This window comes from Peribacillus sp. 05N428 (assembly GCF_056397085.1).
Map to the genome: position 1 here is coordinate 1 of NZ_JBFTMS010000018.1, position 19,815 is coordinate 19,815.

General features: G+C 38.4%; 19 protein-coding genes and 1 pseudogene. 11 read left to right on the plus strand and 9 right to left on the minus strand.

Features of this window, described 5'->3' with window-relative positions; all coding sequences use genetic code 11:
* Both AC1DIV_RS16815 and AC1DIV_RS16820 read left to right on the plus strand, forming a co-directional pair.
* Nucleotides 1-115: IS3 family transposase (locus AC1DIV_RS16815; RefSeq protein WP_477576969.1), on the plus strand; the 115-nt coding region annotated here is incomplete at its 5' end.
* Between the two features lie 296 nt (nt 116-411).
* A pseudogene (locus AC1DIV_RS16820) lies at nt 412-1,223 on the plus strand (transposase); the annotation flags it as partial.
* Nucleotides 1,224-1,316: 93 nt separating this feature from the next.
* Here the strand turns inward: AC1DIV_RS16820 and AC1DIV_RS16825 are convergent.
* Entirely contained in the window at nt 1,317-2,231 is a 915-nt protein-coding gene (locus AC1DIV_RS16825) for an MBL fold metallo-hydrolase (RefSeq protein ID WP_445670162.1), read from the minus strand.
* Nucleotides 2,232-2,671: 440 nt separating this feature from the next.
* On the opposite strand from AC1DIV_RS16825, the gene AC1DIV_RS16830 reads away from it, so the two are divergent.
* Together AC1DIV_RS16830 and AC1DIV_RS16835 are read left to right on the plus strand one after the other, a co-directional pair.
* Nucleotides 2,672-3,415, plus strand: coding sequence for a type II toxin-antitoxin system SpoIISA family toxin (locus AC1DIV_RS16830; RefSeq protein WP_226990501.1), 744 nt, complete (start codon nt 2,672-2,674; stop codon nt 3,413-3,415).
* A complete protein-coding gene (locus tag AC1DIV_RS16835) occupies nt 3,416-3,595 on the plus strand; it encodes a hypothetical protein (protein WP_048686455.1) in 180 nt (59 codons plus the stop codon).
* Between the two features lie 277 nt (nt 3,596-3,872).
* Here AC1DIV_RS16835 and AC1DIV_RS16840 read toward each other — a convergent pair whose 3' ends face one another.
* On the minus strand, nt 3,873-4,832 hold the full coding sequence (locus AC1DIV_RS16840) for a sensor domain-containing diguanylate cyclase (protein WP_340876388.1): 960 nt from the start codon (nt 4,830-4,832) through the stop codon (nt 3,873-3,875).
* Between the two features lie 528 nt (nt 4,833-5,360).
* Between AC1DIV_RS16840 and AC1DIV_RS16845 the strand changes: the two genes are divergently transcribed.
* Nucleotides 5,361-7,931: a helicase-related protein gene (locus AC1DIV_RS16845; protein WP_340876389.1), complete on the plus strand. Its 2,571-nt coding sequence runs from the start codon at nt 5,361-5,363 to the stop codon at nt 7,929-7,931.
* Between the two features lie 60 nt (nt 7,932-7,991).
* Here AC1DIV_RS16845 and AC1DIV_RS16850 read toward each other — a convergent pair whose 3' ends face one another.
* Nucleotides 7,992-8,201, minus strand: coding sequence for a YqaE/Pmp3 family membrane protein (locus AC1DIV_RS16850; protein ID WP_340878519.1), 210 nt, complete (start codon nt 8,199-8,201; stop codon nt 7,992-7,994).
* A 311-nt stretch (nt 8,202-8,512) separates the two neighbouring features.
* Between AC1DIV_RS16850 and AC1DIV_RS16855 the strand changes: the two genes are divergently transcribed.
* Both AC1DIV_RS16855 and AC1DIV_RS16860 read left to right on the plus strand, forming a co-directional pair.
* Nucleotides 8,513-9,184, plus strand: a complete 672-nt coding sequence (locus AC1DIV_RS16855; protein WP_318292694.1) for a hypothetical protein — start codon at nt 8,513-8,515, stop codon at nt 9,182-9,184.
* Between the two features lie 76 nt (nt 9,185-9,260).
* Nucleotides 9,261-9,476 carry a hypothetical protein gene (locus tag AC1DIV_RS16860; protein WP_340876391.1) on the plus strand — a complete coding sequence of 72 codons (216 nt, stop codon included), beginning with the start codon at nt 9,261-9,263 and terminating at the stop codon, nt 9,474-9,476.
* A gap of 97 nt (nt 9,477-9,573) precedes the next feature.
* On the opposite strand, the gene AC1DIV_RS16865 is transcribed toward AC1DIV_RS16860, so the two are convergent.
* Both AC1DIV_RS16865 and AC1DIV_RS16870 read right to left on the minus strand, forming a co-directional pair.
* Nucleotides 9,574-9,885: a hypothetical protein gene (locus AC1DIV_RS16865; RefSeq protein WP_034312065.1), complete on the minus strand. Its 312-nt coding sequence runs from the start codon at nt 9,883-9,885 to the stop codon at nt 9,574-9,576.
* 211 nt (nt 9,886-10,096) lie between these two features.
* Entirely contained in the window at nt 10,097-10,426 is a 330-nt protein-coding gene (locus tag AC1DIV_RS16870) for a four-helix bundle copper-binding protein (protein WP_340876393.1), read from the minus strand.
* Between the two features lie 169 nt (nt 10,427-10,595).
* On the opposite strand from AC1DIV_RS16870, the gene AC1DIV_RS16875 reads away from it, so the two are divergent.
* Together AC1DIV_RS16875 and AC1DIV_RS16880 are read left to right on the plus strand one after the other, a co-directional pair.
* Nucleotides 10,596-10,985: a DUF948 domain-containing protein gene (locus AC1DIV_RS16875; protein WP_072272964.1), complete on the plus strand. Its 390-nt coding sequence runs from the start codon at nt 10,596-10,598 to the stop codon at nt 10,983-10,985.
* Nucleotides 10,986-11,079: 94 nt separating this feature from the next.
* A complete protein-coding gene (locus AC1DIV_RS16880; RefSeq protein ID WP_048686441.1) occupies nt 11,080-11,445 on the plus strand; it encodes a DUF948 domain-containing protein in 366 nt (121 codons plus the stop codon).
* 215 nt (nt 11,446-11,660) lie between these two features.
* On the opposite strand, the gene AC1DIV_RS16885 is transcribed toward AC1DIV_RS16880, so the two are convergent.
* Both AC1DIV_RS16885 and AC1DIV_RS16890 read right to left on the minus strand, forming a co-directional pair.
* Entirely contained in the window at nt 11,661-11,852 is a 192-nt protein-coding gene (locus tag AC1DIV_RS16885; protein ID WP_202310887.1) for a DUF3934 family protein, read from the minus strand.
* A 180-nt stretch (nt 11,853-12,032) separates the two neighbouring features.
* Entirely contained in the window at nt 12,033-13,364 is a 1,332-nt protein-coding gene (locus tag AC1DIV_RS16890; protein WP_340876396.1) for an oligosaccharide flippase family protein, read from the minus strand.
* A gap of 382 nt (nt 13,365-13,746) precedes the next feature.
* Between AC1DIV_RS16890 and AC1DIV_RS16895 the strand changes: the two genes are divergently transcribed.
* Nucleotides 13,747-14,025 (plus strand): hypothetical protein, encoded by a 279-nt coding sequence (locus tag AC1DIV_RS16895; RefSeq protein WP_157830982.1) that lies wholly within the window; start codon nt 13,747-13,749, stop codon nt 14,023-14,025.
* 260 nt (nt 14,026-14,285) lie between these two features.
* Here AC1DIV_RS16895 and AC1DIV_RS16900 read toward each other — a convergent pair whose 3' ends face one another.
* Both AC1DIV_RS16900 and rocF read right to left on the minus strand, forming a co-directional pair.
* Entirely contained in the window at nt 14,286-15,722 is a 1,437-nt protein-coding gene (locus AC1DIV_RS16900; protein WP_477576947.1) for an amino acid permease, read from the minus strand.
* 368 nt (nt 15,723-16,090) lie between these two features.
* Nucleotides 16,091-17,041: an arginase gene (gene rocF / locus AC1DIV_RS16905; RefSeq protein ID WP_340876397.1), complete on the minus strand. Its 951-nt coding sequence runs from the start codon at nt 17,039-17,041 to the stop codon at nt 16,091-16,093.
* 482 nt (nt 17,042-17,523) lie between these two features.
* Between rocF and AC1DIV_RS16910 the strand changes: the two genes are divergently transcribed.
* Nucleotides 17,524-19,596 (plus strand): helix-turn-helix domain-containing protein, encoded by a 2,073-nt coding sequence (locus AC1DIV_RS16910; RefSeq protein ID WP_340876399.1) that lies wholly within the window; start codon nt 17,524-17,526, stop codon nt 19,594-19,596.
* The last annotated feature ends 219 nt before the right edge of the window (nt 19,597-19,815 follow it).

The window sequence follows — 19,815 nt, forward strand, 5'->3', positions numbered from 1 at the left end:
TTTTGAAAAGGAATTAGATGATTATATTCATTACTATAACCACAAACGAATGAAGGTAAAATTAAAAGACCTGAGTCCGATAGAATACCGAACTCAGGTCTTAGAAGCTGCTTAAATTATATGTCTAACTTTATTGGGTCAGATCAACTCTATGAAAATCAAGTTTGTCTACAGTTTTTTTGGCTTGTATAAATTTGGACGTTGATTGGAACGTAGGGCACTCGCTTTCCGCGGGCGGTCAGGGAGCCTCCTCGGCTTTCGCCTGCGGGGTCTCCCCTAGACGCGCTTTTCCCGCAGGAGTCTCGTACCTTCCGTTCCAATCAACTATGTTTAAAATTTTTCTTTGCGTACGATTTTCTTTTCAAATTTGCGCTTATTCGCACACGAGCATATCAAGGACGTCTTTAAGATGAAATCAATCAAGGTCGTGAAAACCATGGAAAGAAGCCTTTTCCACCAGATAAATTTGATAGGGAAGAAACCAGAGCAATTAAAGAGAGTACTACGGATCCTGAGAGGGGATACTATGTGAAAGATGAACAAACAAACAGTTTGCCTATTCATTCCACGCGGCCGCAGACCGCAACGGTTATCTATGGGCAACGATTGTAACACCTGGTAATACACATGACAGTCATATTTTGGAGCCACTTGTTGAGCAAGTGATTGAGAAAGGTAACCAGAAGCAGTTGCCGAAGATGCAGCTTATAAAACACCAGCGATTACAAGCTACCTATTTAACAAAGAAATCACACCTGCTTTACCCTATACACGTCCTCGTACAAAAGAAGGATTCTTTCGCAAACATGACTATGTTTACGATGAACACTTTGATTGTTACCTTTGCCCTTCGGGAGAAACTTTAAAGTACTCAACAGCAATAAAGAGGGCTATCGCGAGTACAAATCGCCAAAACAAATTTGTACAACATACTCATTTTTATCACGGTGTACAGAAAGCAAAGACTAAAAGTAGTGACACGGCATATCTGGCAAGCATATGTGGAAGAAGCAGATCATCTGCGTCATCATCAAGATGTAAAACCTATATATGCGAAACGCAAAAAAACGATTGAGCGTGTATTCGCAGATGCAAAAGAAAAGCATGGTATGCGTTGGACTACTTTAAGGGGACTTAAAAAATTGTCGATGCAAGCGATGCTTACTTTCGCTGCCATTAATTTAAAGAAGATGGCCACTTGGACATGGAATGGCTTAACATAGTGGCTCGAAGAGCCCAAATCTCTTATCCATTGGTCAAAATTTCAAGGGAATTTTAAAAGGGGTTAGGAATTTTTTAATTCCGAACCCCTTTTTTCATTTCCACCATCTTGTTTGAGGGAAATCCTTCGAACCAAGCACTACCGGTTCGCCTATTTGAGGGGTGCAGACCTGGACACCAAGGTCATTGGCCGCTTTTGTTACCCGTTCTATCGGATCTGTCCAGTCATGAAAAGACAATGTGAAACCTGCCCAATGAATGGGGATCATCCGTTTTCCTTGTACATCGATGTGTGCTTGAACAGTTTCTTCCGGAAGCATATGGATGGTTGACCAACGTTCATCATATTGGCCGCATTCCATTAAGGTTAAATCAAAAGGACCGTATTTTTCGCCGATTTCTTTAAAATGGCTGCCATAACCACTATCGCCGCTGAAATATACCTTTTCTTGTTTTCCTTTAATTATCCAAGAACACCAAAGTGTCGTATTGCCATCGCCTAAACTTCTACCAGAAAAATGCCTTGCAGGCGTACAAATAAATTGCAAGTCCTTGAATGAAGCTTCATCCCACCAATTATGTTCCTGAATCAGTTCTTGTTTAACGCCCCATCTTTCTAGATGTCCACCGACACCGAGTGGGACAATGAACTGACTGACCTTATCTTTTAACTTCTTTATCGAGAAATAATCCAAATGATCGTAGTGATCATGTGAGAGCAGGACGGCATCGATAGGAGGAAGCACATCGATATCAAAAGGCAGCTCCCCGCTAAAGCGCTTGTTCCCGAACCATGGAAAGGGAGTGGGTGCTTTGCCAAACATGGGATCCACTAAAATGGTTTTCCCATCTAACTCCAACATGAATGCAGAATGACCAAACCAGGTGATTTTATTGGAATTCTTAGAAGCGGGTTCTTTTGTTCCAATTACAATATGACTGTCGGGTCTTCTCTTTGGATTAGGTTTTAGGAAATCACGTAAAATGGAACCAGTATGTTTAAGACTCATCGCTTGACTGGCAGGAATCTGATTTTGGAATTTCCCTTTGGCAAAATTCTCTTTAGTAGTGAAACTTCTTACTTTTTCTTTGTTAGTCCGTCTTCCAAGCGGAGGATAGAGGTTAAGGAAAAGTAACAAGAGTATAAAAGTAGAAATGAGGATCTTAATAATTTTCATCATGATAGCTTCCTCCAATAGTAATCATCGCTTTTATTAATACATATCATATCACAGAATTTATACGGTTATTTACTATGATGTGCCACAAGATAAATGATAAAGATAGGATTCATAAACTGTAAATCACATTGGGTGGAGAGTTTTTTCTTATGGCAAATGTTTAAGTTTCACCCGTCTCAGGCAGGGAATAGAGGTATATATAATGAATAATATAGAGGACGAGATAAGGAATGTAGCAGCTGAAGGGTAGGGTGATAAATCGATTGTTAATGTTTTTCAGAGTCTTTGTATGGGTAGTATTTATTGCTCTATTAGCCTATGTCATTCTTTCTTGGAAATATAAAGACAAGGTTAGTAAAAGGATTGAAGCGATTCGAAAAACCTGGTATATCATTTTTATACTGGGAGCACTGATTTATTGGAATTTCTATCCGATGAGCATTTTTAATGAGTGGAAAAATTTCTTGATCATGGCTATCGTATTCATCCTGATTGATATGTTTGTGTTCTTGAGCATGTATATATCGAAGATTGGCGATAACGAGCTATCCTATGCAACAAAAGCCGTTGCGGAAAGTGATAAACTATTAACGGATAATAGGGAAAAGGTCAAGAATATGTTTCATCTCCTAAAGAAAGAAGGAATACCTGAGTATTATCAAACGAATAAGGAATACTTGGCTTATTTGAGCATTCTCCTTCAAGCATATGCAGCAAAGGAAGGGATGAACGTGAAAATCCTTCCTTTCAAAACCGAACAGGACAAGCAGTCGGTGATAAATGGGCTTCCGAACTTGAATGGCAGTACCATTCGTGCTACATTGGAAAGAGAAGATACGTATTATAATGATGAAGAAAAAATGGCTTTGCAGCCTGTTAGTATTTTGATGGAACCCTATATCCTTGACGTTAAATCAGAAAGCTTCGTTTCAGAAGTCGATTGTTTATTGATAGCATTATTAATCATGATGTTCGATATGGTCATAAAACAAAAACCAGGTGGTGAAGGATAAATGAGCATTTATGATAAAGCCGGCAACGACGTGTCAGTTACCGTAATCAAACCACAGGTTAAAATACCCGATGTAGGTTTAAGTCCCCACACTAAAAAAGTGATGAAACAGAACGAACGCATTATCCTGAAACAAAAAGAAAAAGCTGCACGTTTCAGCCGGTTAAAAAATGTTTTATAAGAAGGAAGGGGTTTTTCCTTTCCTTATGATATTTAATGGTTAACCCGCATATACTATTCATAATCAAAGAATAGGAAGGGTCTTTCAGAATATGAACAAAAAGCCCGAGAGAGTTAACATCCCGGTCCCCTCCGCTTCACCATCCGAGAAACGGATACATAAGGCAAATGCCGACCTGCTCAAGCTTTTGCAAAGGCTTAAAGCGAAACGTTGGATTTTTTTAAGGTGAAAGAAAGCCAGTCTCCTAAGGAGACTGGTTTTTTTATTTTTTACATGATCACTCAGGGTGGAAGTATTGAATATTTTTCCGTCCAGACTCTTTGGCCATATACATGGAACGGTCCGCTTTTTTCAAAAGTGAGTCCATTTCCGTACCATGATGAGGATAAAAGCTAATCCCTATGCTAGCTGATACAAAATGATCATTTCCATTAATGGTAATGGGCATGGTGGATAAACTGTTCAATAATAATTCAGCGTTTTGCTGAGTGCTTTTCATTAAATCCTCACAATGCGAAGGATTTAATAATACAATGAATTCATCACCACCGATTCGAGCCACCTGACTGCCTTCGGGGACGGTTTGCAAAAAACATTCGGCAGCCTTTTTAATGACTTCGTCACCAGTATCATGTCCAAAGGAATCATTGAAAAATTTTAAATGGTCAAGATCGATGTAAAGAAGGGCCATTTCATCGTTCGTTTTATCTTGATGATAATCAAAATAGTTATAAATGAAGTTCCGATTATAAAGGCCTGATAAAGGATCCCTGATAATCCCCTTTTCAAGATTGATGGCATGACTAATCAAAGCTGCCATAGACTTAATGAGGGTTAGGTCATATTCTTTAAAAACATGAGGATTAATGTCGAATGCACATAATGTCCCAATGATTTCATCCTCATTCATTAGGGGAGCTCCCATAAAACACCCATTCCCGATAAACCTCGTTGCAGGGTGGCCACTAGTCAATTCATGTTTCCCCAAATTCGGGATAACGAGTGGTTCCAAGCCATTCTCAACAACTAATTTACTATAAGCCATATTATAAGGAAGGAAGTCACCTTCACAAATCAACTTTGCATTTCTATTGAAGGACTTGATCATGAAACTCTGGATGGGAGTCACTATAGAAAGGAAAAATGTATTGACCTCAATGGTTTGAGCTAATAGTGCTAATACTTCTTTGGCGATGGAATCAAAATTTTTATAATAGTTGATATCTTGCTGAATCATTCTCAGGCTCCTTTTTTGTCTATATTCTTTTTAGGTTTTCTGGTGATATTTCTTATATTCAAAGCAAAGAAACAAAAGCGTAATCTGAATATCGTGACAGTTGCCCGGATTTACTCTAAACTCAATTAAGGGGTTGGAATTGTATTATGGATGAATCATGTATCAAGAAAGTTGAAAAATGGACCTTTACTTTATTTTCGGCTTTTTTTTATTATCATTAAATTTGCCTGATTATAAAACGATTCTGGCCAAGGCTGGGTATCTCTTCATAATCCATAAATTCTGATCAGTATTTATAGCATTATACTGTAAATGAAAAGGTTAGAGTAACTTTATGTGCATATTTGGCATATTTATGATATTTACCTAGAGAGTAAAGCAACCTGGCATTTTTGCATCCTCTCATGTTAACGGAGCTCATGAATTTAAATGATAAAACGAATGTACCAAGCTCATTTTAAACAAAAATTTGGGGAGGATAAAAGGAAGTAATAAAGTACATATTGGATAATTCAAAAGGGGATCACTATGGGAAAATTAGAAAGTATATATCCTATTGCTATAGAGAATACAAAAGAAAAAATCATCCAGGATATTGATTTTTATTTAGAGAATCAAGAGACAATGCCTTCTTATTCAGCATATATTTCAGACAGGACGACTTTTATTGAGAAAATTTGGATTAATGTTTGGATAAATAAAGCATCAAATGATGTGCCTAGAAAGGAAAAAAAGGCTTTTTTAAGCGAAAGGGGATTTGTAACGGAAGGTTCAGATCATAAGCTGATCAATAGCATGTTCCGGAACGAATTAAAGAAGTATCGCCCATTTGATGGCTTAACGTGGATTAAAAAAACCTTTGCCGACAATCAAGAGGATTGGGAGAAGAGATATAAAAATGCAAGGGAGAAATACTTTAGGCGGCAAGAAGAACAGCGGCTTGCCAAGCAGCGTTGGAAAATACGCGCAAGGCTGCAAGAAGAGGCCAATTCATTTTTCGAAAATAACTCACTTCTTTTATATTTACATGTCAGGTATTATATTGCCGGTATTTTGGCAAAAGATCTTAAGAATAAGCCGAAATTCCAATATGTCGATCCGTACTTGCTTGAAGAACAATTGGTTGAAGAGGGCGGCTTTCAAGCTGCCGAATACCTAATGGTCACTGACTTTTTCGAAGAGCTGACAGGCGATATCCACTCGTTAATCGGTTGGGGCCGGAACCGTTATGAATATGAAAATTACTACTACAGGTATGAAAGGTTAGTTTCGGATTTCATAATGAAATTAGCCCCTGACAAATACTTGAACCATCTATCTGCCGCACTGCATCATGATTTTTTAGAGTCATATGGGGAAAGGCTTACGGTTGATACCCTTCAAGGTATACTAAGCGATGAATTGGCCGATTTGTCTCAGTCCTGTTTTGATGAGCTTCAGGAAGAATACCTTTCTGATTTACTGAAGCTTGAAGGAATTCCTTTTAATGAAATATTGCACGAAGAAATATTTGAAAAAGACGTGGAGAACAGAGAAAGAAGAAAAGCTGAGGTATTGGCAGAAGAAGCCAGGAAGCGGGCAGAAGAGCAAAGGATGATCGATGACATCATCGGTAAGGCCTATACTCCATCATTAGGAAAAAAAGTTAGATATGTTTTGCATATCGGTGAGACCAATACAGGGAAGACGCATAAGGCCCTGGAAAAAATGAAACAAGCGGAAAGCGGTATGTACCTGGCTCCACTTAGACTGCTTGCACTTGAAGTGTTTGATAAATTAAATGCGGATGGTGTACCTTGCTCATTAAAAACCGGTGAAGAAGAAAAGGCTATTGAAGGTGCTAAACATGTCTCCAGTACCGTTGAAATGTTTCATGAAAAAGACTACCATGAAGTAATTGTCATAGATGAAGCCCAAATGATTGCCGATAAAGATCGAGGCTTTTCTTGGTTTAGGGCAATTACACAAGCTAATGCGAAAGAAGTACACATAATCGGGAGCAATAATATCAAAAAGATGCTTCTGAACCTTCTGAATGAAGCCGACTTAGAACTTCACGAATACAGACGGGAAATACCGCTTGAGGTGGAACAAAGGGAGTTTGGACTGAAGTATACCAAAAAAGGGGATGCCCTCATTTGTTTTTCTAGAAGGCAGGTACTGGAAACAGCATCCAGGCTTAAAGAGAGTGGACATAATGTCAGCATGATATACGGCAGTATGCCTCCTGAAAATAGAAAACGGCAAATAGAATTATTCAATCGCGGTGAAACCTCAGTTGTCGTTGCCACCGATGCGATTGGAATGGGATTGAATTTGCCAATACGCCGCATCGTCTTTCTTGAAAATGAAAAATTCGACGGGACACGAAGAAGAAGATTGACTTCTCAAGAAATCAAGCAAATCGCAGGCCGAGCGGGTAGGAAAGGGATTTATGACACGGGGAAGGTTGCATTTACAGCAGAAATCAAAATCATGAATAAGTTGCTGGAACAGGTAGATGAGCCAGTTCAAACCTTCACTATCGCCCCAACCTCTGCTGTATTTGAACGTTTTCAAAAATATTACCGAAACCTAGGGACATTTTTCGAAATGTGGGAGAGGTTTGAGCCTCCTAAAGGCACGAAAAAGGCTTCGCTATCGGAAGAAAGGGAGCTTTACGAACTAATACGGGATACAGAAATCGAAGCTCGTTTTTCTTTAATGGATTTATATGGTTTCCTGCATATTCCTTTTTCGGCAAAAGAACCAAGTCTGATCAGACAGTGGCTGGAAACGGTCGAAGCGATTGCCGAGAACAGTGACCTTCCTGAACCGATCATCAAGACAAGAAATCTTGAGGAATTGGAGCTATCTTATAAAGCGATAGGTCTTCATCTATTATTTTTATATCGGATGGGTAAGCGTACGGAAGCTGTTTATTGGGAGCGTATCCGTGAAGAAATCAGTGATGGCGTTCATGATCAGTTAAAAGATGAAATGTTGAATTATCAAAAAAAATGCAAGCGCTGTGGAAAAAGGCTTCCTGATGACTCACGTTTTCAAATATGTGACGCTTGTTATCATAGAGGGATTAGAAAAACGCACAGATTCAATTAAACGAATTCTTTTGATAATAACCCGAATAAATTGCATTCGGGTTATTGGTGTTTGCATAAATCACTTAGTCGTTCGTTTCGATTTAACAATAAGTGCTGCTTGCTGCTTCATTCGTTTATCCGCTTTCTTGTCATGCACCACTAAGATTGCATGAATTAATCCAGGGACATAAAAAAATAGTGTGAGGACCAAATTAAGCACAGCCTGAATGGGTTTACCGGCCAATAATACGGCTAATGGAGGGAAAATAATCGCAATTAAGTAAAGAATGGTGAACACTCTCCAATATAATGATTTTTATCTGACTTCGGTTTGTTTCTCTTAATGGTTACTTTACTGAACAGCAATTTGATTACTGATGTTCCATTTTCCTGATGATTCCTCTAGTAATCGCCTTGATAAATATATGCTCAATAGCCCGATTCATACCTACTGAGCAATCTGGCTCAAAGAAGCAGTCTTTTTACCCCGATATAACAGGAGGGACATGGTTAATCATCGTTTTTGCTGACATCGGTCAATGTGTCGCGGTTTTTTGTGTTAGAATAATCAGAATACTAACTGACGAAAGCGGGAGATTTATGAAAAAAAAGATAGGCTGTTTGCATGCACACTATACAAATATAGAATACATAGAAACCGCATTCTCGAAATTCGATATTGAATGGCTTCATTTTGTAGATCCGGGATTAATGCAGCGGGTGTCAACGGATGAAAATTTTAATTATTCGGATGCTCAAAAAAAGGTTAAACAACAGGTCGAATGGATTGCCGAATGTAAAGTGGATGCCATCCTGATAACCTGTACAAACTATATTGCTTTATTAAACGAAGAACAACTATCTTTACCCATGCCCATCATTAAAATCGATGAACCATATTTTGAGCAAATTTGCCAATTGCAGCAGCCGCAAATGATATTATTCACGAACCCTGCCACTGTTGAAGGAACAGTCAAACGTTTAACTGCACATGCTGAAAAATATGGGACTGTGGATTTTGAAGTCATCATTATCGACGATGCCTTTGAATTCATTATGCAGGGATTGGGAGAAAGATATAATCAGGAAATCATGAATTGCCTATCCCAGTTTAAAAACGAAAATAGACGGCTGTCTGTAGCTCAACTATCAATGGTCGAAGCGGCAAGGAGATATGAACTTCAGACAGGACAGACAGTTTTAAATCCATTGCATGCATTAGTTGATTCCATGATACATCAACTAGAACTAAGTTCCTTGAGTGGCGTTTGAATCCTAGGATGTATGGTGCCGGATGAACGGAATGATTGTTAAATTCAAAAAATGTCTTTGAGTATGAAAAAAAATCATGCATGATCTGGTTTATCGCAATGCAGGGATTTCAGACGACAAGCTCGAAAAAAAAGCGAGTTTGACTGCCGTTTTTTATTTACAAAACGTTTCAGTTGATTTCGGAAATCCATTCCCTTTCCGCCTATTGTCTGCCAAGCCACATCAAAGCGGCTGCGGTGTCCGGCTAGCCAGTAAATCGGCAGGAGTGTCGCAAATTTGTTCAATCCAATAAGGATTACAGTAAAAAAACATGAAGGATAATCTAGTCTTATTATATATTTTAGGTAGAACACCATCTACAAACTGAAATCCCTATGCAGGGATTTTTTTTATGCCTTTGTACGGATTTGTTCACGGATGTTTTCAAGTTCTTCAAGGGATAGATCCGTTAGGGAATTTTTAATTTCCTCTTCGACCCGTTTTCGGTCAAGCTCCCTATATTCACTCCACCAATCCCGCAGCCCTTCGGTGTTTTCGAGAAGATACTCTATATCTATTTCTTCTTGCTCATCATCTGATAAATATCGCATGACCGCACCTAATAATCGATTGAGTTTAGCTGCTTCACTTTCCTTATCAGGTGAAGCGGGGGTATCTTTCACTTCTAAATCATCTTTAGCAGGAACATTCCGAGGTGTCATAATATCCTCCTGTTTTTAGTACTAGTGTGCCTAAAAAGGGCGGTTTTCAATAGCTGTTTTTCGTATTTTTGAAAAATTCTTGGTATATAAATTTCAACAAATACCTCGCTAGAATATATAAAAAATATCATCATCCTTTAATAGGTTCAAAAAGTAGTCGGTTGGTAAGGGGAAAGGATAATAAAAGGAATAGCTAATGCTATTCCTTACATCAAGCGACTAATTTTCTGCATTCTTCTGCGCATCTCAAACAAGCCTCGGCACATTTTTGACAATGTTCATGATCGTGTTTTTTGCATTCATTTCCGCAGCTTTCACAAATCTTGACACAAACTTCAGCCAACTCTGAAATAAACAGGGTTCCTCTCCCTATCGCCTGTGCTAAAAAAGAGCAAATATCCGCACATTCCCGATCCAAGCGAATGCATTCCACCATCATGTTTACATGTTCTTCTTTTAAGCATGCGTCGTAACAATGATTACACGCGGTGATACAATCATTTAAAGTTTGGATAACAGATGAATAATTTTCATGTGACATGAACAATCTCCTCCTAATATGGTTTTCCCTTACTATTATCCATTAAACTATCCTTTAAACTTCTATTGGGAAAAGGTAAATGGTTCTTTAAAACTGATCGGACAAGTAATGGACTATAGGGAATGAATGAAAGGGACAATGCATAAATTTAAATGAAAGGAGTGGATATATGAAAATGTTCATTAAATTAAGTGTTGCCAGTGTCTCCGGAGCCGTCGTGTATTTGATATATAATGTCAACCAGACACTGCGTAAAGGAATGGGAACGCTGGAAGAAACAAATAAGACACTGGAAGAGGTAAGAAATGCTGTACATGGATTGACGCAAGAGTCCAAACAACTGATCCACTCTGCCAATCAAATCACAGCGGATGTAAAAGGGAAGATGGAAAATGTAGATCCATTGCTAGAATCCGCTCAAGATGTTGGGGAAATGATTCATAATGTAACCAATTCCATGAAAGAAGCCAGTTTGGAAAGCCGACCTAAGGATTTATCCACACCGTCAGCTCCTTCAACTCGAACTAAAGGTGGGGGGGTTCAAATAAAACTCAAATAGAATCATCATTTATCTTTAAAAACAGGCACCCCGGGATTCACTAACCTATTAAAATAATCGTTTCTACTATTTAATTCAGAGGGGGAGCTTTATCTTGATTATTCAATATAGCGTGGCTGCAATCGCTTTAGCCTTCATTTGGTTGGTCGTATTTTTAATAAGTACACTTCAAAAGGGAATGGTCACGATAGGGGAAGCCAATCAAACATTGGCTGAGGTGCGAAATGCCATCCACGATTTGTCCGGCGAATCGAAACAACTATTGCAAACTGCAAATGAAATCACCGACGATGTAAAAACTAAAATGAAAACGGTTGAACCATTATTGGATTCTGCACAGGATGTTGGTGAAGCGATACATTCAGTTACAAACTCTGTTAAAAAAGCCACTAACGGCTTCCGTACAGAGTTTTCCCCGAAAAAAATCAATGCTATCAAACCCAAAAGCCAAATTAGATAAAAAAGAAAAAAATAAAAATGAAAGACACTGCCCGGTTTTGGAGTGTCTTTTTTGATGGTATGTATAATGGCCGTACTCTTATGCCTCATATGGATATCGCCAGTGGTTTATATCTATAAGACCCATTTCTCTCATACAGATCTCTTAACACCCTGTATGAGAATATGGAACAAACATAAATTTTGTATGTTTTGTATGGATTGTAGGACAAGCAATTATTTTTCTGTCTTGTCACCTGTAGATTGACCGGATGTTTTTGAATCACTGGAATGCTTGACGCCTTTACTAACATATGGTTTGGCGCTTTTTTTCTTGTTGGCACTTGTTTTCCAACGATTCCAGCCCTTCTTGCCCGTTCCAGTGCCCGTACCTTTACCCGTCCCGCTCTTAGCCTTAGCTTTACTCATGAAATCACTCCATTACTATTGTATGGTTAGTTTAAACCATTTTACTTGATTATTACCCAAGTATGTTGAAATATACAGTAACGAAGGGGATATGTACAGGGAAAGGCTCAATATTTTTAATCTAAATCTTTATAAACCAATAACAGCAAGGTTTTTGCCGTGCAGAACTTGCTTTTGGCTTCACTTTATCGATATCGATCTTGATTTCGTCAGTAAGATGCTTATGCCGATTTTTTTGCAAATGGTCAAGTAGTGCAGGAAGGTTAATAATACCGCACCAGTGTTCATTCCTAAAATGATTCCTCCCATATTAAGAGAAGCCTGAGACCCTAGGATATACATCATTAAAAAGGCAACAATATGGGACCATACCGTATGGATGAAAGCATCTTTCACTAAACCCAGGCCGATGAGATAGGCTTGCATGGGAATGACAAAAAAATGAAAAAGGAAGTAAGGACATAATAATTTTAAATAGTATGCGGCAGATGTCGAAGAAAAAAAGAGGGAGGTCAAAGGTTCCGCAAAGAAATAAATGAAAATCACGGCCGGAACTCCATACAATACGGTGAAAGACATCGATTTTTGCAATAAAACCCTCAATTTTTCTTTATCCTGCCTTTTGTAAGCATTCGAAACATTCGGAATGAGCATGATCATTAAAGAATGCGCGATAAAGGCTGGAAAGAAGCCGATCGTCATTGCAACTCCAGTAAGCATCCCAAAATGCTCTGTAGCCACTACCGCACCGAATCCTGCCGAGAGAAGGGCAGTGTGGATCAAAAAAGGTTGGATGGCATTTGTTATCGCATGAAAGATCCTTAACCCCATGGTGGGCAGAGAAACCGCCAATAACTTTTGCCGTGCATGTTTACCGGTTGTCCGTGAGTTCGTACCGCGCCTCATGATCCGCATTTGAAGAATCAAAAGGTTGATCAAGTAAAGAAAAACGAGGAACTCACTGCCAATCAAAACAAAAAAGGCCATCAATAATGACTTTTCCTGGTTAAAATGAAATAAGTTAAAGATGAGGAAAAGCAAACCGAATTGAATGATATCTTTTAAAAAGTTGGAAAAGGCGATCTTCCCCATTTGCTGGACACCCATGAAATAGCCTCTTGCAATCGACGAAAAGGCAACTATTGGGATCAATGTGATGAGCAGCCATTTAATATAGGGATGGAATTTGTCCATTATGGATGAGAAGGAAAGTATGAAAGGCATGACTACACACATTACCAATACGACGACTGCAGCCATCTTAAGTGCATGAATGATAAGATTATAATGCATGGCCTGTTTATTTTCCGCAACGAATTTCGAGATGGAAATATGTAATTCAAGGCTGGCGATCACATATATCAAAAAGAAAATTGGCAATATGGACATATAAAGCCCCATGCCCTCTTCGTGTAATTCCCTGGCTAGGAGCATGTTCACTAAAAATTCGATACATTCACCAAAAAACGCTGCGACAATCAAGATGAGCGTTCCTTTATAAAAAGATTTCATGTTGGTCCACTCCTAACAAGGTGTTTGTATAAAGATATGAGACATGCCATGGAATATTCATGAGGAACTGCAGATCACGGCGATACAAAATGCGATTATGCCAATGGCAATCCTTATTAATCGCTGTTGAAAGATAAAAAATTAAATCAGGGTAAGCTCGGGAAATGGAATGAAATCGATTTGGTTACATTCATTTCTAATGGGCAAATCATTAGTCATGACATTCATCAAAAGGCTTCATATGGTGATATTCCAAACGAGGCTTTTTTGTTGCCATGGTTCCTTTGGTCGAAAGTGTCAGAAGAACATAAGAATGGGACACGAATTTCGCTTTGAAATTCATGCTATATTTTGCTATCCTTTAGCAGAGGGGATGATCAATATGAAATTCACATCTATTAGTCAATCAAATATAGATGAATTGTGCATTGCGTTTGAAAGTTGTCTTACGAAACATGACATTACATTTAAATATGTAGATATGACGGAAGAGAACGGAATCATATCGTTTATTTTTTGTGATGACCCGGAAAATGCGAGATCGGTCGACATGGAAAGTGAACGCTTCATTGGATTGGACACCGATTACATAGCCAAGGAAATTTTAGAGCCAATCCTGCCTAAATTAAAGGAATTTGCACAATATAAAATCATCGATTAAGATGATTTTTTTGTTTTGATATTTGTTTTTATTGCCCAGATGGAATTGGAAATTTAACTTCCTATTTATATACAGGGGTAGTTAGGGGAACTAAAAAAGCTGGAAAGCGGTTTACCATTGGGTAGCTGGCAGGAATGGTGACTAAATAAAAGAAATACCCTGGGTGTGTAAACATCCAGGGTATTTCTTCTTTGAAAAGCAATCTTGATGGATTGTAAAGATCGCTTTTCACCACTTACTATACTTCGCAGCGTTCTGGATTAAATGACCATTTTTTTACCGGCATTTAATTCAACTTCCTGCTTAGGCGTTTCTATGGTCTTGTTTTTCTTCACTCTAAAGTGATAAACCGCATAACATCCAAGGAAGAATGCTCCCCCGCAATACAGGGCCATTCGCTGCTCAGGAACAAATGCTAAACTGATCATGACGATGCAGTTTGTTACTAAAGCAAGAATGGGGATGAATGGGTATAGCGGAACTTTGAATTTCAGATTTTCTATCTTTCCACCTTGGCGGGTATATGATCTTCTAAAAGCAAGAAGACTAGCAGATATGGCAATCCAGCCAATTTGTGCACCTAATCCTGCAAGGGAGAGAAGAAAGACAAATATTGTGTCTGCAGCTACTACACTAGAAAGTAAAGACAAACCGGCAATCGCCAGGGTGATGAGCAGGGCATTAAGTGGAATTCCTCTCTTATTCACCAAACCGAGCTTCGGACTTGCCATACCTTCCCTTGAAAGGGAGTAGAGCATACGTGTGGCAGCATAAAGGCCGGAGTTCGCCACTGACAATAGTGCTGTAAGAATGATGAAGTTCATGATGTCAGCTGCATACGGAACTCCGATGCTATCTAGTACAACAACGAATGGACTTTCTGAGATACCTGCTTTTTCCCTTGGAATCATCGCCGAAAGTACAGTGACCGAAAGAACAAAGAAGAAAAGGGTTCTCCACACCGTTTGTTTGATGGATTTTGGTATGACCTTTTCCGGGTTTTCACTTTCTCCAGCGGCAATTCCGATTAACTCTGTGCCCTGGAAGGAAAAGTTCACTGTAATCATGGTGATTAGCAGGGCCGATATCCCATTAGGGAAAAGACCCTCAGCGAAAAAGTTTGAGAAAAATGGAGTCTCTTGTCCACCTTTCATATCAATCAAACCAAACATAGCAGCACCGCCAACGATGATGAACAGAATGATGGCCAATACTTTTATGCTAGAAAAAACAAATTCCGATTCGCCAAATGCCTTTGCTGATAAGGCGTTTAGTGAAAAGATGAGAAAAGCAAAGATTGCACACCACATCCAAACGGGTGATTCAGGGAACCATCTTTGCATAAGCTGACCTGCCGCCAGAAACTCCAAGGCAACTGTAACTGCCCAGCCTAACCAGTAGAGCCATCCAATGGCAAACCCGGTGCCAGGACCGATGAACTTTGTCGCATATGTCTGAAACGAACCGGAAACAKGCATCGCAACGGATAGTTCACCTAGACAAAGCATCGTTAAATACATGATGAAGCCGCCGACTATGTAAGAGAGGATAGCGCCGAAAGCTCCTGCTTCATGAATGGTATAGCCCGAACCGATGAAAAAGCCCGTACCAATACATCCCCCTATTGAAATCATAAATAAATGTCTTGCTTTCATGCTCCGTTTTAATTCATTTGGTTGATTTTCTGCTGTTTTCATTGAAAAACTCCTTTACCTGATGGGTGCAAACGGTTTCATTTATGGACGTTATTAGGGAATTTTTGTTTTCACAAGTCTAATAGCTTAGAATCTGATTCTTAGATGATGTCGAATTCCCTCCGAAAGGAGATTACTTCTGCATTAAATAAGCATGAGTCAATATACATAGGTACCTATGCAGAATTAATTTCGAAAGCGCCGCTTATTAAAGAAAAGGAAGCCAAACGTCAGGAAACTAGGGATGTAAATTGATTCAAATCGATCATCCGCCAATGGAGGAAGAAGCTCATAAATGAAGTATGGGCTTTTTCCTATGGAGTATCACTTTAAAGAACTCTCTATCTTTCTATCAAAAACAAAGTGTCCGATTATTTAATTTGAGCCAATAAATCAGGAGTGATATGTTCTTCCGCTCCATAAAGTAATTTTTCCCCAAGTAATGAGCCCATTAATGCGACAGCAACTTCAGCCGTTTTATTATGCTCGTCCAATATTGGGTTTATCTCAACAAACTCTGCCGATGTAATGATATTAGCTTCAGCCAGCATTTCCATGGCAAGATGGCTTTCACGGTAGCTAATGCCTCCCATTACAGGCGTACCGACCCCAGGTGCATCATCTGGATCAAGACCATCAAGATCAAGTGATAAATGTACAAGGTCCGTACGTTCTTTCAGATAGGCGATCGATTCTTCCATCACTTTTGTCATACCCATTCTATCAATCTCATGCATCGTATAGACTTTAATTCCTTTTTCCCTGATTAACTCTTTCTCACCTTGGTCTAAAGAACGGGCACCAATGATGACAATGTTCTCTGGTTTGACTTTAGGAGAATATCCGCCGATGTTTGTCAGTGCAGGGTGGCCAAGACCCAAACTTACGGCTAGGGACATACCGTGTATGTTTCCTGATGGGGAAGTTTCGGCAGTATTTAAATCTCCATGTGCATCATACCATATTACCCCTAAGTTTTCAGTATGCTTCGCTAAACCTGCTAATGTCCCGATAGCAATGCTGTGATCTCCCCCTAAAACTAAAGGAAAACGATTTGCTTGGATGACTTCATCCACTTTTTGACTCAATTTTTCATTACCTTCTGCTACATCCTGCAGATTCTTTAAATTTGTGTCACTATCACTTTGTGCTCTTTCCTGTATTTCTACTTTAATATCACCTTCATCACGGACAGTATAGCCAATGTTTTCAAGTCTTTCACTTAATCCTGCATATCTGATGGCACTTGGCCCCATATCTACTCCTCTTCTAGTTTGACCAAGATCCATTGGCACACCAATGATTGAAATTTCCTTTTTCATATGTAATTCCTCCTTCGATTTTTCTACCCTAGTATAAGGGTAAAAGGATAGATGACTCAACTCGACATTTTTTTGAATATTTATACGATTGAAAAAAGGGTAAAAGTCCTGGGGTAAAATTCCTATTATTGATTATTTATGAATAGGATATAGTACCATGCGGGGTATGAAGGGAATTGGCTGAAATCCTTTGAAATCTGAGATTGTTAAGATTTTTATTCCAGGAATGGAAGTGATAGCGTTACCAATCGGAATCGGTGGCCGAAGGAAGATTCTGAAGATATTGAATATATTTTACTAGTTACATTTATTCATAAAAAGTAGCGGTTTCACCTTAAATGCATGGAAGGATTTTTCATTTTTATATGGAATATATAAAAAAGATTTAAAATATTTAGTAACATAAAATTTTTTCGCGACTTTTTTTCATCTAACACACTGAGTACTTTGTATTTTGCAGCAGTTTGAACTGGGAGGTATTCATGTTGAATTGCAATGATGGATATAGCGTAAGAATGGAACCGAACCAAAGGAATGAGAGCCTTAAGTATTTATCAAACCGCTGGTCAAACAAAATAAATAATTTTTTGGTTCTTTGCATATATGAGCAAAACAATCAATACCATGATCTCAATAATAAATTCAAAACACACAAGTTAAAAGGGGCGAAAGGGTTTCTAACTTTTAAAGATGGAATGAATAATAAAAGTTTTGTTATTTGGGAACATGCATATAAAGAGAACGAAGAGCTATTTGCCAAGCTGAGGTTAACGGCGAGAAATGAAACATTATCACATATTGCCCAACATGTCGTATTTCATCTATTAAGTGAATATGAAAGGGTTACTACAAAAAGTCATGCTATTTTAAAAGATAAACAGTTATTGGAAGACTCCATTTATCAAATGGAAAAAAAATTAAAGAATGAAACCTTTTTGGCTGAGAAATCGGTTTGGGAGGAATTTTATAGCTGGTTTAGACTGCTAGTCAAAGAATGGGTCCTTGAAGAAATAGCCTTATCAAAAGGCTTTAAAGAAATGGAAAGACTTGAGGAAGAAGCATTAAATAAATTATTTTACCATCATCTAACTAAACATTTTACTGAAAACACTCCATTTTTATCGAAAGTAACAGATATCGTTAATGAATATATTAAAGAGTGGATCGAAAAGATCATGAATGAATTTAATATCGAAAACAATACGATCGAAAAGATAGAAAACCTGCTATGTTTTAAGAGGGATTTTCAAACATCAGATTTATTATTATCCACGATGAGGGACTTTGCTTTCAGCTTTGCCATCAAAGATCATTTACTTGTAATGAATAGTCCCCCATATCAGTCGGTTAGAGAAGCTATTTATAAAAAAAAATTCGAAATCATTGGAAACATCCCTTGGCCGGCAACACCAATATTAAAGGGGAATACGGAAGGTTTCATACAAATGCTCCCTTTTGGAGAAGATCAAAAAACCTTTGAGCAGACGAATGTAAAAGAAGCTTGGAACCGAGTCCACTCTTTATCTGATGTGGATGTGGATGTTTTTGATGCTCTTTGCAGCCTTTTCCTGTCAAAGGCTGCTCATAATGAGGAAACAGTGGAGATTTATTTAAATGACCTCCTTTCAATAAGAGGATTGAAGCCAAAACTTGGTGGGTTCGGACGTCGGGGTGGTTACGAAGCTAAACAGCGTGAACAAATTTTGAAATCGCTTAAAAATATACAAAGCATCTGGATTAACATTAACAAAGCTACCATCTATGAAAATGGTAAGCCTGTTCAGACAAAGCTACAAGGAAGGACGTTTATCTTTAAAGATTATGCTGGTGTGGAATATGATATATCTGAGGAAGCAGGCAGGAAAAAAATAACGTACACGATTGATAATGTTTTTGCTAAATATCTTAATGGTTCTGCAAGGCAAGTTGCCCTTCTTTCAATAAAGGCACTTCAATATAATCCATATAAGCAACTTTGGGAAAAAAGGCTTACAAGATATTTAAGCTGGCGATGGAGGACCCAAGCAAGGAAAGGAGACTTTTTACAGCCGAATAAAACGAGTACCTTATTGGAATCGATCGGTGAAAAATTAAATGACCGTACACCATCTCGTACTAGGGAACGTTTCGAGAAAGCTTTGGATGTTCTACAGAATGATGGAGTAATTGCATCTTGGCATTATGAAAAGTGGGATGAATCCATAGCCGATTATAAAGGCTGGGCCAGTATTTGGCTGAATTCGATGATATTAATAGAACCGCCTGATATCATAAAGGAGCAATATCGATCTATAGAAAAAAAACAAAAGTCTCACACTGGCAATCGGCTTGCAAAGCAAGCCCCTGGTGGCCTGAAGAGCAGTGAACATATTGGTGAGCAAATAAGAATCACAAGAAAAAAACTCAACCTTTCCTTATATCAATTAGCAGAAGAACTGGAGATATCAGCCCCATACGTCAGTAACATAGAGCGGGGGATGAAAATTCCATCCACTAAAATTCAAACGAAAATGAAGAAATGGCTAGAAAAACAGCAACATATTAATGGATCTTGAACAAATAAACCCTATTCCTAATTAAGGAATAGGGTTTATTTGTGTTGCCATATACATAAAAAGCATTGGCGTTTATCTTGTTCCAATGTCGGGGCTATTGCTGTATGAAGTCGGGGTCATCCAGAACACATATTTTTCATTCTATTCTTTTGACCCTGCTGCCTAAGTGAAATTTAGTCTATAAAAAATAATTAACTGCCTAATGTTTTAAATGAATTT

Bases quoted from the DNA above. Each gene is read 5' to 3' on its own strand.
- AC1DIV_RS16865 (WP_034312065.1), bottom strand. From the start codon at position 9,885: ATGACACCTCGGAATGTTCCTGCTAAAGATGATTTAGAAGTGAAAGAT.
- AC1DIV_RS16875 (WP_072272964.1), top strand. From the start codon at position 10,596: ATGAAAATGTTCATTAAATTAAGTGTTGCCAGTGTCTCCGGAGCCGTC.
- AC1DIV_RS16860 (WP_340876391.1), top strand. From the start codon at position 9,261: ATGCATGATCTGGTTTATCGCAATGCAGGGATTTCAGACGACAAGCTC.
- AC1DIV_RS16885 (WP_202310887.1), bottom strand. From the start codon at position 11,852: ATGAGTAAAGCTAAGGCTAAGAGCGGGACGGGTAAAGGTACGGGCACT.
- rocF (WP_340876397.1), bottom strand. From the start codon at position 17,041: ATGAAAAAGGAAATTTCAATCATTGGTGTGCCAATGGATCTTGGTCAA.
- AC1DIV_RS16830 (WP_226990501.1), top strand. From the start codon at position 2,672: ATGTTTTTCAGAGTCTTTGTATGGGTAGTATTTATTGCTCTATTAGCC.
- AC1DIV_RS16890 (WP_340876396.1), bottom strand. From the start codon at position 13,364: ATGAAATCTTTTTATAAAGGAACGCTCATCTTGATTGTCGCAGCGTTT.
- AC1DIV_RS16845 (WP_340876389.1), top strand. From the start codon at position 5,361: ATGGGAAAATTAGAAAGTATATATCCTATTGCTATAGAGAATACAAAA.
- AC1DIV_RS16840 (WP_340876388.1), bottom strand. From the start codon at position 4,832: ATGATTCAGCAAGATATCAACTATTATAAAAATTTTGATTCCATCGCC.
- AC1DIV_RS16835 (WP_048686455.1), top strand. From the start codon at position 3,416: ATGAGCATTTATGATAAAGCCGGCAACGACGTGTCAGTTACCGTAATC.
- AC1DIV_RS16825 (WP_445670162.1), bottom strand. From the start codon at position 2,231: ATGAGTCTTAAACATACTGGTTCCATTTTACGTGATTTCCTAAAACCT.
- AC1DIV_RS16855 (WP_318292694.1), top strand. From the start codon at position 8,513: ATGAAAAAAAAGATAGGCTGTTTGCATGCACACTATACAAATATAGAA.
- AC1DIV_RS16895 (WP_157830982.1), top strand. From the start codon at position 13,747: ATGAAATTCACATCTATTAGTCAATCAAATATAGATGAATTGTGCATT.
- AC1DIV_RS16870 (WP_340876393.1), bottom strand. From the start codon at position 10,426: ATGTCACATGAAAATTATTCATCTGTTATCCAAACTTTAAATGATTGT.
- AC1DIV_RS16910 (WP_340876399.1), top strand. From the start codon at position 17,524: ATGTTGAATTGCAATGATGGATATAGCGTAAGAATGGAACCGAACCAA.